Here is a 14855-nt window from a genome sequence, read left to right on the forward strand (position 1 = left end):
TGATTTCATTGTTCCATAGCAGGCGCTCAAGTCAATTTCTTTTGTGATTGCGCAATTATGGGGCTGGTTGGTCCGCTGTTTGTGATCGAAACGGAATGAGCCGGCTAATGACGGAAATTTTGCCGTCTAATGCGGCTTCAGCGGTCAATTTCAGGCATAAAAAACGCCCCATTAAGGGGCGTTCTGTATTGCAGCAGGGGCGGACGGCGTGTATCGCCCGTCTCTTTTTACAAGCTGTAGTACATATCGTATTCAGCAGGATGTGTGCTCATGCGAACACGGGTCACTTCTTCCATTTTCAGCGCAATAAAGCCGTCAATAGCGTCGTCAGTGAAAACACCGCCGCGAGTCAAGAATTCACGGTCTTTGTCCAGAGCGTCCAATGCTTGGTCGAATGAGTGGCAAACTTGCGGGATGTTTCTTGCTTCTTCGACAGGCAAGTCGTACAAATCTTTATCCATTGCATCGCCAGGATGGATTTTGTTTTGAATACCGTCCAAACCGGCCATCATCATGGCTGAGAACGCCAGATAAGGGTTTGCAGTCGAGTCAGGGAAACGAACTTCGATACGACGGCCTTTTGGGTTGTTGACAAAAGGAATACGGATGGAAGCCGAACGGTTGCGTGCGGAGTAAGCCAGCATAACAGGCGCTTCAAAACCGGGAACCAGACGTTTGTAGCTGTTGGTTGATGAGTTGGTGAAAGCGTTCAATGCCTTAGCGTGTTTGATGATGCCGCCGATGTAGAACAGAGCGGTTTCAGACAGGCCGCCGTACAAATCGCCAGTGAACAGGTTAACGCCGTCTTTAGCTAAAGATTGGTGTACGTGCATGCCGCTGCCGTTGTCGCCAACCAGTGGTTTAGGCATGAAAGTGGCTGTTTTGCCGTAGGCGTGTGCAATATTGGCGACGACATATTTCAATTCCAGAACTTCGTCGGCTTTTTTGACCAGTGTGTTGAACTTCACGCCGATTTCGCACTGACCGGCGGTCGCTACTTCGTGATGGTGAACTTCAGTCACTTGGCCCATTTCTTCCAGCGTCAAGCACATTGCAGAACGCATGTCTTGGAAAGAGTCGACAGGAGGCACGGGGAAATAGCCGCCTTTAACGCCGGGACGGTGGCCGGTGTTGCCGTCTGGATAAACTTTTTCTGAGTTCCAGCCCGCTTCTTCTGAATCGACTTTGTAGAAAGAGCCGCTCATATCGGTGCCCCAACGGACATCGTCAAAGATAAAAAATTCGTTTTCAGGGCCGAAAAACGCTGTGTCTGCAATGCCGGTTGATTTCAGGTAAGCTTCTGCGCGTTTGGCGATAGAGCGTGGGTCGCGTTCGTAACCTTGCATGTTTTTGGGTTCAATGATGTCGCAACGCAAGATCAATGTGTTGTCATCAAAGAATGGATCCATAACCGCTGTGGATGGATCAGGCATTAAGATCATGTCCGATTCGTTGATGTGTTTCCAGCCTGCAACTGAAGAGCCGTCAAACATGTTGCCTTCTTCAAAGGTATCTTCATCGATAGTATGAGCAGGGAATGTTACATGTTGTTCTTTTCCACGGGTGTCACAAAAACGAAAATCGACGAATTTGACGTCGTTTTCTTTGATCAATTTAAGTACTTTTGCTGCAGACATTTATGTTGTCTCCTGGAGATATAGGTTATATGGAATCTGGGTTTTATACCAAGCGGGAGTAACGATACCATTTTTTTTGTTGGATTAGCCACTAAAAAAATAGCCGACAAGACGCGGCGATCTTATTAGTATACTGGGTGCAATTTTTTGCTCTTTTATGGTGCATGATTGGGCGGGTTTGACCGGTAATCGTGCAATTCATTCACGGCTTGTTGCGTTAAAGCCAATAATATTGGCATAAATACAACTGGCATCATCTTTGCTAATATTTTGTCGAGTATCGAATATTGTGCATTGAATGTAATCAACGAGGAGTTATTTATGAAGAACCATTTTACCCCTGATTGTTTTGGGCTGAAGCCGTTAGCGCTGGGTTTGGCGTTAATTTCCGCGATGGGGGCGGCAGAGGCGAAGAGTCTGACAGAAGCAACTACTCTATTGGAAACCGTAGGCGATCCCAATGAAAGCCAGTTCATGAAAAAATGGGGGCTGAAAGTCGGCGGTTGGGCCAATGCCGGTATTACTTATAATGCGGCGAATCCTGACAATAATTTCAACGGCCCGGTGACATTTGGCGACCGTGCCGGCGAAGTGCAGTTGAATCAGTTGAATTTGTTCGTGCAACGGGCTGTGGCTACAGAAGGCGATGCCTGGGATTTCGGCGGACGTTTCGATGCGATGTTCGGAACGGATTCTATTTTCACTCAAGCCTACGGTGTGCCTTCATTTGATGTGAATTCCGGGGTACCTATGAATAGAAGCACATGGGATCTTAACTTTCTCGGTAGCAATGACAATCGTTTTTACGATATTGCGCTTCCGCAAGCTTATGCCGAAGCTTATGCGCCTATCGGTAACGGCTTGAACATCAAGGCCGGTCATTTTTATACGCCGATCGGTTACGAGACGGTTCCTGCGCCCGATAACTTTTTCTACACCCATGCCTACACCATGCAGTATGGCGAACCGTTTACCCATACCGGCGTGATGGGTAATTACACGGTCGATAACAACTGGGCGGTTATGGGCGGCGCCGTCACCGGCAGCGCGACCGGCGGCTGGGATGGCGGCTGGGACAAACAACTCGGTAACTGGGGCGGTCTCGGCGGCGTCACCTGGACCAGCGATGACAAAGGTACGTCGGCCAATGTCAGCAGCACGTTCAGCGGTACCTCTGAACACAGCAGTCAGGCCTGGGCTTTATACAGCGTGGTGTTGAAACACAACATTACCGACAAAACACATTTGATGATGCAACATGACCACGGCTTCGCCAATGGCATCTTATTGGGTGGCGTTTCTACGGATACCGAATGGTATGGCCTTAACACGCATTTGACCTATGACGTTAAGGATAATCTGACAGCGGGTTTGCGTGGTGAGTGGTTCCGCGATCAAAACGGTTTCAGGGTTTGTTCGCCGGGGCGTGTAGCCGCTGCGACCGATAATTCCTTAAATAGTCATGCGATTGGAGGCGCTACGAATAACAGCACCTGTAACGCCGCCAGCTATTACGCGATTACTGCGGGTATCAACTGGAAGCCGGTGAAATGGCTGAATGTTCGGCCGAACGTCCGCTATGACTGGGTCGATGGTACGACAGCCACAGGTGGCTACCGCCCATTCGGCAATAACAAAGAAGATCAGTTCCTGTTCTCCAGCGATTTTGTAGTCAACTTTTAAATCAATCCGCGCAACAGGGATGTTGCTCGAAACGATAAAAAATGCGCCATTAGGGCGCATTTTTTTTGTCCGCACAGGCGACGATAAGCTACGGTAACGCCATTAAAGCCGGCTTAATTCTACGTTGTTAGATTATACGCAAGCTCGTCATGCCCGCCGCCGGGCAACGGGTATCCAATGGCATGGATGGGAAGCTTGAATTCATCCATGGATCCTGGATTCCGGCACAAATCCGTCTGGAACGGATTTGCATTAACCCGAAGGGTGTCAGGCAGGATAGCCTGACATGAATCCCTGCCGGAATGACGATCCTGGATATGTGTGTTCATTAAATATGACAAAGTAGAATTTAAAAAGCCATGTTTGCCGGATTGATTTCAGCTGCTCACATTTGGGCAATTTGAAGGTGTTGTTTTTTTATTGACGCGGTTTCTCTAAAGAGGGCGTTCTCAAGTCAACGGGGCACGGAACAAATCGCTTTCGTTGATGGGTTCGGCAAGGATCACCGGGAGGCGAAGCCGAAGAGCTCGCCGCGAGCGTAATCAATACTTTAACGTTTCGTGCTGAGCCTGTCGGAGGACTAAAGCGGCGGCCGAAGAGAGGGGCGGTCATACCTTATATATAGTATCGATTAAAAATTAAATCTGCGCGCACTACTTCGGTTCAAGAAATTATTCCAAGAGCCATTATGGTGCGTATTTGGCTTGGATAACGCGAGTGTGGGCCATGCAGGCAAGGCTATTTCCGGCAGCTCAGGCTTGGCACAGTCTATGCTTTATAAAAATCGACAAGTAACTTAACTAGAGGTGTTGTATATGAAACTGATAACCGCAGTTGTTAAACCTTTTAAGCTGGACGATGTCCGCGAGGCGCTTTCAGATATAGGGGTTTCAGGTGTCACTGTAACTGAAGTAAAGGGATTTGGTCGCCAAAAAGGACATACTGAGTTGTATCGGGGTGCAGAGTATGTAGTTGATTTTCTACCCAAAGCCAAAATTGAAGTGGCTGTGGCTGACAATATGCTTGAGCAGGCCGTAGAGGCTATCACCAAAGCGGCCAATACCAGCAAAATAGGTGACGGTAAAATTTTTGTAACCGATTTAGAGCAGGTTGTCCGGATTCGTACCGGGGAAACAGGCGAAGAAGCGCTTTAATATTAGGGGGAACTATGAAACAACTTTTAACTACCTTCATCCTGTTTGCTTTGCTCGGTTATGCAGGATTTTCTTTTGCCGATGCTGCTGTTCCGGTTCCACCTGCCGCCAATAAAGGCGATACGGCGTGGATGATCGTCGCGACCGTGCTGGTTACTCTGATGGTCATACCTGGCTTGGCACTGTTCTACGGCGGCATGGTGCGGGCCAAGAACATGCTGTCCATGTTGATGCAAGTGTTTGTAATCTTCTCGATGATGGCCATCTTGTGGGCGATTTACGGTTACAGCATCGCATTTACCGAAGGTACCGCCTTCTTTGGCGGCTTTAGCAAGATGTTTCTTAAAGGCATAACGCCGGATTCGCTTGCGGCGACTTTCAGTAAAGGCGTCTATGTCCCTGAGTATATTTACGTTGCGTTCCAGTTGACTTTCTCGGCCATTACGCCGGCGCTGATCGTTGGCGCTTTTGCCGAGCGGGTTAAGTTTTCGGCGGTGTTGTTGTTTATGTTCATCTGGTTCACGTTCTCCTACCTGCCGATGGCGCATATGGTTTGGTATTGGACCGGTCCCGATGCTTATACTGACGCTGCGGCGGCTGAAGCGGCCGGCGCAACGGCGGGATTTTTGTTCCAAAAAGGTGCGCTGGATTTCGCCGGCGGCACGGTCGTGCATATCAACGCCGGTATCGCCGGATTGATAGGTTGTTTGATGATAGGCAAACGCATCGGTTACAAAAAGGAATCGTTGGCGCCGCACAGTGTGACCATGACCATGATTGGCGCTTCTTTATTGTGGGTCGGCTGGTTTGGCTTTAACGTTGGTTCCGGTCTGGAAGCCAACGGTCTTGCCGGCTTGGTTTTCATAAACACGCTACTGGCCAGCGCGGCCGCGACTCTTGCCTGGGTAGGGGCGGAATGGCTGTTGCGCGGCAAACCCAGCATGTTGGGCGGAGCTTCCGGCGCGGTTGCAGGTCTTGTCGCCATTACGCCGGCTTGCGGCTGGTCAGGCCCGATGGGTGCTATTTTGTTAGGCTTAGTCGCCGGCGCAATTTGTTTCTGGGCGGTAACCAGCCTGAAAAGCGCGCTGGGTTATGACGACTCTCTGGACGCTTTCGGTGTTCACGGTATCGGCGGCATTATCGGTGCGTTGGGTACCGGCATTGTCGCCAGTCCGGCACTGGGCGGCACCGGCGTTTGGGATTATGTTGCCAACGGCGTGGCCGAATACAGCATGATCGGTCAAATCACGAGCCAGGCTTGGGGCGTGGGCGTCTGTATCGTCTGGTCCGCGGTAGTATCCTTTATCGCTTACAAGATCGTGGATATGTCGATCGGGCTTCGCGTTAGCGAAGAAGTTGAGCGTGAAGGGCTTGATATTTCCGAGCATGGAGAAACAGCGTATCACCTTTAGTTTAATGATGAGCTGTACTTAAAAAATAAGTCTTTCGAGAAAAGACGGGCGCTTAATGCGCCCGTTTTTGCGTTTAAAAAACGCCGGTAGGATAGAAAAAATACGTTAGGTTGGCGTTTTTATCCGGTCTATCAATTGTATGTTGATTGATAATTCACTATGATTGCAGCCGATTACCATACTTTTTGCTATCTAATTGAGAGAGAACATGAAATTAATAACAGCGATCATTAAACCGTTCAAAATGGATGATGTCCGAGAAGCATTATCTGAAATTGGCGTTGCCGGCGTTACTGCAACCGAAGTAAAAGGTTTCGGCCGCCAGAAAGGCCACACCGAGTTGTACCGGGGTGCCGAATATGTGGTCGATTTTTTGCCCAAAGTTAAGCTGGAAATTGCTGTCGCCGACGATGTGGTTGATAAAGCCGTCGAGACCATCGTTAACGCAGCCAATACCGGAAAAATCGGTGACGGAAAAATATTTGTATCTAATTTGGAACAAGTCATTCGCATCAGAACGGGTGAAACCGGAGAAGATGCCATATAGACGCCTTATAAAGGGCGCAAGGGAAAAAAATGTTGTTGAGAATAATAAATAGAAGGCTGTTTTTAGGCCTCATGCTGTTACCCGATCTGGCTTTTGCGGATCAATTAAATCAGGCTAATACGGCTTGGGTTTTAACATCGACAGCTCTGGTTTTGTTTATGACCCTACCGGGATTGTCGCTGTTTTATGCCGGATTGGTTAGAAGCAAAAACGTGTTGTCGGTATTAATGCAGTGCTTTGCGATTGCCTGTCTGGTTTCGATGCTTTGGCTGGCCGGGGTTTACAGTTTTATATTCGCCGACGGCGGAGACTGGCAAAAGCTGATCGGCGGCGCTTCAAAAGCGTTTCTGCCGGACATAGCCGTAGCCTCATTGAAAGGCGATATTCCCGAAACAGTTTTCTTCATGTTTCAGATGACCTTTGCGATTATCACCCCGGCGCTGATCGTTGGCGGTTTCGCCGAGCGGATGAAGTTCTCGGCGATGCTGTGGTTTAGCGGCTTATGGTTAATCATGGTTTATCTGCCGATCTGTCACTGGATGTGGGGCGGCGGCTGGTTGGCCGATTTGGGTGCAATGGATTTTGCCGGCGGTATCGTCATTCACGTTAATGCCGGTGTTGCGGCTTTGGTATCCGCGCTGGTATTGGGCAAAAGAAGAGGTTTCCCCAACACGGCCATGCCGCCGCATAACATGACCATGGTGGTTACCGGCGCGGGCATGTTGTGGGTCGGTTGGTTCGGATTTAATGCGGGCAGCGCGTTGACCGCAGACGGCCGCGCCGGGATGGCGATGCTGGTGACGCATATCGGTGCGGCTTCCGGCGCATTGACCTGGATGTTTATCGAATGGAAACGGTTCAGCAAACCCAGCGTATTGGGCATTGTGACCGGCATGGTCGCAGGACTGGGCACCATCACGCCCGCTTCCGGCTTTGTCGGTCCCGCAGGAGCCTTGGTGATCGGCATTACCGCCGGCGCCGTATGCTTTTACGCGACCCAATATGTAAAACGCGTCTTGAAAATCGATGATTCGCTGGACGTGTTTTCCGTCCACGGCGTAGGCGGCGTGACCGGCTCATTATTGACCGGCGTTTTTGCGGCAAGCGGCTTGGGCGGTCTTGGTCTGGCCGAGGGCGTTTCAATCATGGACCAGGTCGGCGTTCAGGCCTTGGCGATTGTCGTTACTGCGGCCTGGAGCGGATTATTCAGTTACCTGATTTTGAAATGCCTGGATAAATTGATAGGCCTGCGGGTAACTTCCGATGAGGAAGTGCAGGGTCTGGATACCGTTCTGCACGAAGAGACCGGGTATCTCGATTTATAAGTTTGGTCAATAGCATCCAAAGGCGGCTCCTCAGTATCTGAGAGCCGCCTTTTCTGTTTATAAGAGGGTTGATGCTACATAATGCTTATAACTTATTTTTATTACCATGAAGGACATGAAGATAATGAAGGGAGGAGAATTGAGTGGTTTGTCGACTAAGGTGATTGCCTGCGTCATTGATGTGCGGAATACACTTGGCTTTGGATTGCTGGAATTGGCCGAGTGTTTTATGAGCCGTCTCAATATCACACATGAAGTCAATACAGTCATATCTTCAAGTCCTTCATGCTCTTCATGGTAAAAATAAATGACATTTTTTGGAGTCAGCACCCGTATATAATGGTGCTCAGTTAAAGCGGGCCACCGGGTTTTATGAAAATTCGACATACAGTATCTAAAATCAAAATAGCTGTTTTTATAGCCGCCGGTCTTCTGGGGATTTATGCGGCGCTGGGCTTTTATGTGTTGCCGATGCTGGTCAAATCGAAACTACCGGCATTTGTCGAGCAGGAAACCGGCAGAAAAGCATCGCTGGTAGCGGTTAGTTTCGATCCTTTTTCGCTGCAATTAAGTTTACAGGGATTTGAGCTTCAAGAGCCGGACGGGCAGCCGTTTACCCGCTTCGATGATTTTTATATCGACATCGATGCGCTGCAATCGATCAGCCAGTCGGCTCTGGTTATTGATAAAGTGTCCCTGAACAAGCCGGTTGTCCGTATCGCCAGAGACAAGGGTGGGGCGTTCAATTTTAAAGACCTGTTTAAGAGCAACAACGAAGCCGAGCGGGAGGATACTGCGGTTTTCCCGCTAAACATCGCAAAACTGTCGATAACCGAAGGCAAACTGGACTGGGAAGATGTCCATTTTAACAGTCCCGAAAAGGAGGCTGTCTATCCTATCAATCTCAATATTGAAAATTTCACGACCCAGGCGGACAACTCATCCAATTTCGGCTTAACACTGGAATTGAATTCAGGCGGCAAGCTCGATTGGCAAGGTGTTATCGGCCTTAATCCGCTGTCTTCATCAGGGCGTATCAAGCTGGATAACGTGCCGTTGCCGAGAATCCGGGCGCTGGCCTTGCAGGATGTGGTGCAACAGGATTTACAGGGTTATGAGCTGCTCGAAGCCGATTACAAGGCCGATTATGCTGATGATAAATTTAACGTTAGCGTCAATCAGGGCAAATTTGAACTGCGCGATTTTCAGGTTTCAGAAACGGCCCAGGATAAAGCACTGGTTAAAATGCTTAAGTTCGCTGTAACCGGAGTCGGTTTCAATCTGGAAAAGCACGAGCTGACGATCGAATCCGTTTCGGCCAATGATGCCGATGTTAAGGCGTGGCTGAATGCTGAAGGCGTTTTAAATTATCAGGCTTTATTGCCGGTTGCTAAAGCAGGCGCAACGCCTGCCGAACCGGAACAGACGCCGTGGAATATCAAGGTCGGCAACATTGTGCTGGATAATTTCGGGCTTAGCTTTGAGGACCGGACGCTAAAAAAACCGGTTACCCTGACCGCCAAGCCGATCAATCTTAAACTGGAAAATTTCAGCAATACAGCCGGTGCAAGTCTGCCTTTTCAGCTCAACGCCCAGGTTAATGAAACCGGATCTATAAAGCTGGACGGCAACGCCGTTATCGAACCCTTGTCCGCGCAGCTGGCCGTTGAGGTCAAAGACATTGCGCTGGAAAATTTCCAGGCTTATGTCGATAAATTCGCCAGGCTGGATGTGATCGACGGGACGCTGGCCGTTGACGGCAAGGTCGCTGTCGCCAAATCAGCCGAGGATAAACTGGATATTAAGTTTACCGGCAATAGCCAAATTGCCAGGTTATTAACCCGCGATCAGTTAAAGAACAAGGATTTTGTAAAATGGGAGAACTTGACGCTGAGCGGCATTGATGTTGATTTGACGGCCAATCAATACAGCGCCGAAACGCTGACGATTAATAAACCTTATGCCAGAGTCATCATTAAACAGGATAAGACCGTTAATTTCGGCGATATTCTGATAGCCGATAAAAGCGTTCGGAAAGGCAAGCAGAGCGCTAACGTTCAAGCCGCTAAAAGCGCTCAGACAAAAACCAGCAAGCCCGAATTTAAACTGGGCAAGATTCAAATCGTAGACGGTTCCTCCGATTTTTCCGACCTGTCGCTGATCTTGCCGTTCTCCGCGCAAATCAAAAGCCTGGACGGCGGCGCAAGCCACATTTCCTCGGATCAAAAATCAACGGTCAAAGTCGATTTGAAGGGGACTGCCTATGATCTGGCGCCGGTCGACGTCAAAGGCGAAATCAGTCCCTATCTTGGCGATTACGATGTGACGGTGAAATTTACCGGCATGCCGATGCCGTTGATTTCATCGTATATGGTGCAATTTGCCGGTTACAAAGTCGAAAAAGGCAAAATGACGCTGGAGCTGAATTACAAGGTTGCCAACAGAGAACTGACGGCATCCAATAATATATTGATTGACAAGTTCGAGTTGGGCGAAAAAGTTGAAAACCCCAACGCCGTGTCATTGCCGCTGGAGCTGGCGGTGGCGTTGATGAAAGATGCCGACGGTAAAATAAAACTGCACGTCCCCATTACCGGCAGCCTGGACGACCCCAAGTTCAGCGTGAGCCATATCGTTGTCGATGCGTTGGTTAATTCAATCGGCAAAGTGATTAGCTCGCCCTTTCGTGCGCTGGCTTCGCTGATAGGCAGCGAGCAGGATTTAAGCACGATCAGCTTTGCTGCGGGCGATGCGGTATTATCCAAGCAACAAATCGGCAAGCTGGATGATTTAGCCAAGGCGTTAAAAACGCGTCCTGTCCTAGACTTGGAAATTAAAGGCGCCGCTTTTCAGGAGCAGGATTGGCCCGAGGTCAGCGACGACGCATTATATGACCAGCTGAAAAGAATAAAAGCCGCCGAGATTAACAAACAGGGCGGCAGAAAAATACGCGCGGAACATGTTGTGATTTCCGACCAGGATTACAGGCGATTGATGGAGCAGCTGTTTGTGGAAAAATTTCCGCTGATGGTGGAAAAATCCTTGCTGGGCGCAACGCGTCTGGTCGGCAGCAAGGCCGACACCAGTACAGACGAGTTTTATGCGGTCGCCAAGCAGAAGCTGTCGGCCATCATTAAACCGGAAGAGCAACGGCTGAAAAGCTTGGCCGCAGAAAGGGCGCAGGCGATTGCCAACTATATCGTGCAAAAAGGCGGCATCGCCAACGAACGGATATTTATACTGGATACGGCGATCGATCCTCAAAGGGAGGGCAACGGGATTGTCAGCTTGTTGTCTTTGAGAGCGGATTGATTCCTCAAACATACGGCGCAATACGCCAATCATCAACCACCAGTTAAAAATGATCTTGTTTTTCCTTTTATTTTTCGCATCGCCGATAACTTCATTCTAATCGAAAACCATGATTGAAACCGATGTCATCATCATAGGCGCAGGCGCATCGGGGTTGATGTGCGCGATTGAGGCGGGCAAGCGCGGCCGCAAAGTGCTGGTTCTGGATCATGCCAACAAGGCCGGAAAAAAAATCCTGATGTCCGGCGGCGGGCGCTGCAATTTCACCAATTATTCGATTGAACCGAGCAACTATATTTCCAGTAATCCGCATTTTTGCAAGTCGGCGCTGAGCCGCTATACCCAGTGGGATTTTCTGGCGTTAATCGGCCAATACCGGATACCTTTTCATGAAAGAGATCACGGGCAGTTGTTTTGCAACGAAAGCGCAAGGGATATTCTCGATATGTTGCTGGCGGAATGCGACAAGGCCGACGTAGTTGTGCAGCTTAATACCCGGATTGATTCAGTCGAACGGCCGGCCGACCGGTTCCATCTTAAAACCAGCAAGGGCAATTTTAGTTGCCGGTCCTTAGTGGTTGCGACAGGCGGCTTGTCGATACCCAAAATGGGCGCGACGCCATTGGGCTACAAAATTGCCGGGAAATTCGGCATTAATGTATTGCCTACCGGCGCCGGGCTGGTTCCGTTTACCTTGCAGCCGGAAGATAAAGAAAAATTCTCGGCATTATCGGGTATCGCCGTGCCTTCAGCGGTCAGCAACAAAAGGCAGAGTTTTAGCGGGAATGTGTTGTTTACGCATCGCGGCCTGAGCGGTCCCGCGATTTTGCAGATTTCATCCTATTGGCGCGCCGGGGAAGAGATTTCGATTAACTTGCTGCCGCAAGTCAATCTGGACGCGGAGCTGAAAGCAAAACGCCAGCAAAAAATCAAAAACAAGTTAAAAACGATTTTGGAAGGCTATTTGCCCAAGCGCCTGATCAGCGCTTTTCTGGATGAAAATTTGCTGGATTTGTCGATTCAGGATGTGTCGGACAAGCAGATCATGCAGGTTGCAAGTCAGCTTAATAACTGGACGATCAAGCCCAACGGCACGGAAGGCTACCGCACCGCCGAAGTGACTGTCGGTGGGATTGACTGCGATGCGGTTTCGTCCAAAACCATGGAAAGCAAGCAGGTGCCGGGGCTTTATTTTATCGGAGAGGTGCTGGATGTGACCGGTTGGCTGGGCGGCTATAATTTTCAATGGGCATGGTCATCGGCTTGGTGTGCGGGGCAATATTGTTAATTTAGTCTCGTATAGGGTATGCCTCCAAGCGGGACGGGGTTTGCAACCCCGGTCATAATGTTTCTGCGATGTCCGGGCTACATGGCGATACTTAACCAACGCCAAACGTTTCGGACGGGCAACATGCCTCGTCCGGCAGGAGTTAAGCATAAAGATTTGATAATTTTACTATCAAACCTTTGTAAATAAATTTATTCCATCCTTTAAATAAAAAATGCATTACCAATAAAATTGCAAAGAATACTGCTGACCATAACAATAATGGCATTTCGGTTTTGCAAATGGCTGCAAATCCCTTGTAAAGAAAGATTGTAATGCCAAGGGGCTGTATCACCAACGCAAAATAGAATGCGGGATGAAACGGCGTTATATCCTTGCCCTTTTCTTTTGCGAACTCTTGCAGCGGTCTAAGATTTTCTTTGCTTGCAAGGCGTGACTCGCATTCGTCAACGAAACGAGCAAATAAATTATAGAACCAGTTTTGAACGGCAAGTATTAGCAGGTATAAAAAAGAAATTGCCGCGAGTCCAATAGCCACAACTGGGGTCTCTAATATATTGTTTTGCGTGGATAACATACCTACTAAAAATGTAGCGTATCCGCCTAACAGCACCCAGCGCAGATTATCTGCGTGCAGACGATAAGTATTGGCGTTCTGATATATCAATGAATTTGCATCGGACATTTTTATCTCCGCTTATGGGTTAACGTAAAGCTCAGCCGCATAGCGTTAGGCTTGAAATTTTAGTAACTGTTCAACTGTCAAGCCAATATCTTTAGCGATTTGCCGAAGCAAAATTGGTGAAATATCACGCCCTGCATGAAATGGCACTGTTGTGCATCTACCATCAGGATGACGAAATTGTTTATGTGAACCGCGTTGCCGGATTTCTGTAAATCCTAGTATTTCAAGCAAAGCGACAATTTCGCGAGGTTTAAGAACAGGTATGTTTCCCATGCTTAAGCGACGACTACATTTTGAGTGCCAACAAACTCGGCCTCCAGTATCGGCTCACCATCCTCAAGCAACATTTCAATGACTTCCCGAAGATTTTGATTAAGCTCATCCAATGATTCCGCTTGGCTATGTGCTCCAGTAAATCCAGGAATGAAACCCACATATAAACCAGTGTCGTGACATTTTTCAATAATCGCCGTGTAAACCTTCATATTAACCTAACCTCTTCAACTGGTTATTAGAAACTAAACCATATTTCTCCTTGCTGCGATTTTTTATGAACAGAATTTGGTCATATAGTCAGCCGGATTTATATCATTATCACTGGTTTTCAAATCGTCTGGTACAAAATGTTCTAAATCTCGCGGACCAATAGCTCCAAATACGAAGCGCTCAATTCCGGCATCTTTAAGCTTAATCGCAAACGGATCGTCTTCATTACGAAAGAATGCCGAATAATAATATCTTGTTGCCCCTGCTATTAGGTCGGCAACTTGGAGAGCTGGATATTGTTTTGAGATCCCTGGTCGGATTTCTTTAATCTTTAAAGGAAATTCAAATTTTCTTTGACCGTAACCAATTATCTCAGGTGGAATCGAACTATCCATCATTTTCATAAAAATAGGTTGCGACGCAGTAATAGGTTTTGATTCGTCATAGATAACGATAGGCGGTTCATTTAACTGTTTTCCCCATTCAGTTAGATGACAAAAGAACGAACTGATAGCAGGATCGATATGATATGTTTTGTCAATACCATTGAGAATGTCATCTATAAAATGCTCCGCATAAATGTAAGGAGCAAGCATAGATTTATGGTCCTCATCTGTGCAATTATCGTATAGCACTTTGGCGCCAGTGAAAAACTTGCTTTTAGATTCATTGGACTGGCTTCTGACCATTTCAACAAAACAGCCCAGAAAATCATTAAATTGCTGTTCTCCACAAAAATGCGGCGTTAAATACCAATGCAAATTCGCTAATACAATATTGCCGCCATTCTTATAAATATCGATTCCATCCCTACGCATAAGCGTTTCTTTTATGATGTCAACAAGCTGAGTGACTGCATTAAAACGCTTATGCACAATCATCGTTTTGACACGTTTTTCAGAGTGTATTGGCGAGCTAACAAAATCCAATATTTTTCTACGTCCTGCTTCACTGCCTTGGAGGCTACGGAATTTAGCTTCGGAAGCTTGATGGGATGAAACCAAGAATAAAAGCCCCGAGCATTCATCTGGATTGTAATCTACTGAGGCAAGCGTAAAGATCGGTTGATTAGCGTCTAATAAATACGCTCCCGTATTATCTGACTCATCGAAGAAAATGGTTGATATTGTCATGAAGAATTACGCCTTGTCGCCTAACGTGGAGCTAACCGGGCTGCGCGGCTTTTCGCGCAGGTCTGGTTGAGCGCAGGGTTGGACGAAGCCGCTACCGCGGAGAACACCCCGCTGAACAGCCCCCGATAAAACAATTAAAATTTAACCTCAAGCCCTCATCAGAGGGATCGTTTATCATCAAACAATGAGGTTG

The 14855-nt window shown here is 48.1% G+C and carries 12 protein-coding genes; 7 read left to right on the forward strand and 5 right to left on the reverse strand.

Translation table 11 applies throughout. From position 1 onward, the window contains the following. Positions 1–227: 227 nt before the first annotated feature. Positions 228–1637: a glutamate--ammonia ligase gene (gene glnA, locus V3O24_RS11540; protein ID WP_331307335.1), complete on the reverse strand. Its 1410-nt coding sequence runs from the start codon at positions 1635–1637 to the stop codon at positions 228–230. 321 nt (positions 1638–1958) lie between these two features. On the opposite strand from glnA, the gene V3O24_RS11545 reads away from it, so the two are divergent. The 7 genes from V3O24_RS11545 (at position 1959) to V3O24_RS11575 (ending at position 12358) form a co-directional block, all read left to right on the forward strand. Next, a complete protein-coding gene (locus V3O24_RS11545; RefSeq protein ID WP_331307336.1) occupies positions 1959–3320 on the forward strand; it encodes a porin in 1362 nt (453 codons plus the stop codon). A gap of 815 nt (positions 3321–4135) precedes the next feature. Continuing rightward, positions 4136–4474: a P-II family nitrogen regulator gene (glnK, locus tag V3O24_RS11550; protein WP_104425151.1), complete on the forward strand. Its 339-nt coding sequence runs from the start codon at positions 4136–4138 to the stop codon at positions 4472–4474. 14 nt (positions 4475–4488) lie between these two features. Continuing rightward, positions 4489–5886 carry an ammonium transporter gene (gene amt / locus V3O24_RS11555; RefSeq protein WP_331307337.1) on the forward strand — a complete coding sequence of 466 codons (1398 nt, stop codon included), beginning with the start codon at positions 4489–4491 and terminating at the stop codon, positions 5884–5886. A 208-nt stretch (positions 5887–6094) separates the two neighbouring features. After that, positions 6095–6433 carry a P-II family nitrogen regulator gene (locus tag V3O24_RS11560; RefSeq protein ID WP_104425149.1) on the forward strand — a complete coding sequence of 113 codons (339 nt, stop codon included), beginning with the start codon at positions 6095–6097 and terminating at the stop codon, positions 6431–6433. A 29-nt stretch (positions 6434–6462) separates the two neighbouring features. Continuing rightward, a complete protein-coding gene (locus tag V3O24_RS11565; RefSeq protein WP_104425148.1) occupies positions 6463–7758 on the forward strand; it encodes an ammonium transporter in 1296 nt (431 codons plus the stop codon). Between the two features lie 372 nt (positions 7759–8130). After that, entirely contained in the window at positions 8131–11070 is a 2940-nt protein-coding gene (locus V3O24_RS11570; RefSeq protein ID WP_331307338.1) for a DUF748 domain-containing protein, read from the forward strand. 109 nt (positions 11071–11179) lie between these two features. Then, the gene (locus V3O24_RS11575) at positions 11180–12358 is read left to right on the forward strand and encodes an NAD(P)/FAD-dependent oxidoreductase (RefSeq protein WP_104425146.1); all 1179 of its coding nucleotides are present in this window, start codon (positions 11180–11182) and stop codon (positions 12356–12358) included. Positions 12359–12500: 142 nt separating this feature from the next. On the opposite strand, the gene V3O24_RS11580 is transcribed toward V3O24_RS11575, so the two are convergent. The 4 genes from V3O24_RS11580 to V3O24_RS11595 form a co-directional block, all read right to left on the reverse strand. Next, on the reverse strand, positions 12501–13043 hold the full coding sequence (locus V3O24_RS11580) for a hypothetical protein (RefSeq protein ID WP_331307339.1): 543 nt from the start codon (positions 13041–13043) through the stop codon (positions 12501–12503). Positions 13044–13088: 45 nt separating this feature from the next. Beyond that, positions 13089–13316 carry a type II toxin-antitoxin system HicA family toxin gene (locus V3O24_RS11585; protein WP_331307340.1) on the reverse strand — a complete coding sequence of 76 codons (228 nt, stop codon included), beginning with the start codon at positions 13314–13316 and terminating at the stop codon, positions 13089–13091. A 2-nt stretch (positions 13317–13318) separates the two neighbouring features. Beyond that, on the reverse strand, positions 13319–13528 hold the full coding sequence (locus tag V3O24_RS11590) for a type II toxin-antitoxin system HicB family antitoxin (protein ID WP_104425143.1): 210 nt from the start codon (positions 13526–13528) through the stop codon (positions 13319–13321). 63 nt (positions 13529–13591) lie between these two features. Next, positions 13592–14662, reverse strand: coding sequence for a DUF3800 domain-containing protein (locus tag V3O24_RS11595; RefSeq protein ID WP_331307341.1), 1071 nt, complete (start codon positions 14660–14662; stop codon positions 13592–13594). Positions 14663–14855: the final 193 nt, after the last annotated feature.

This window comes from Methylobacter sp. Wu8 (assembly GCF_036440755.1).
Classification (GTDB): domain Bacteria; phylum Pseudomonadota; class Gammaproteobacteria; order Methylococcales; family Methylomonadaceae; genus Methylobacter_A; species Methylobacter_A tundripaludum_A.

Coding starts and splice junctions, on each gene's coding strand:
- glnA (WP_331307335.1), bottom strand. CDS start 1,637: ATGTCTGCAGCAAAAGTACTTAAATTGATCAAAGAAAACGACGTCAAA.
- V3O24_RS11545 (WP_331307336.1), top strand. CDS start 1,959: ATGAAGAACCATTTTACCCCTGATTGTTTTGGGCTGAAGCCGTTAGCG.
- glnK (WP_104425151.1), top strand. CDS start 4,136: ATGAAACTGATAACCGCAGTTGTTAAACCTTTTAAGCTGGACGATGTC.
- amt (WP_331307337.1), top strand. CDS start 4,489: ATGAAACAACTTTTAACTACCTTCATCCTGTTTGCTTTGCTCGGTTAT.
- V3O24_RS11560 (WP_104425149.1), top strand. CDS start 6,095: ATGAAATTAATAACAGCGATCATTAAACCGTTCAAAATGGATGATGTC.
- V3O24_RS11565 (WP_104425148.1), top strand. CDS start 6,463: ATGTTGTTGAGAATAATAAATAGAAGGCTGTTTTTAGGCCTCATGCTG.
- V3O24_RS11570 (WP_331307338.1), top strand. CDS start 8,131: ATGAAAATTCGACATACAGTATCTAAAATCAAAATAGCTGTTTTTATA.
- V3O24_RS11575 (WP_104425146.1), top strand. CDS start 11,180: ATGATTGAAACCGATGTCATCATCATAGGCGCAGGCGCATCGGGGTTG.
- V3O24_RS11580 (WP_331307339.1), bottom strand. CDS start 13,043: ATGTCCGATGCAAATTCATTGATATATCAGAACGCCAATACTTATCGT.
- V3O24_RS11585 (WP_331307340.1), bottom strand. CDS start 13,316: ATGGGAAACATACCTGTTCTTAAACCTCGCGAAATTGTCGCTTTGCTT.
- V3O24_RS11590 (WP_104425143.1), bottom strand. CDS start 13,528: ATGAAGGTTTACACGGCGATTATTGAAAAATGTCACGACACTGGTTTA.
- V3O24_RS11595 (WP_331307341.1), bottom strand. CDS start 14,662: ATGACAATATCAACCATTTTCTTCGATGAGTCAGATAATACGGGAGCG.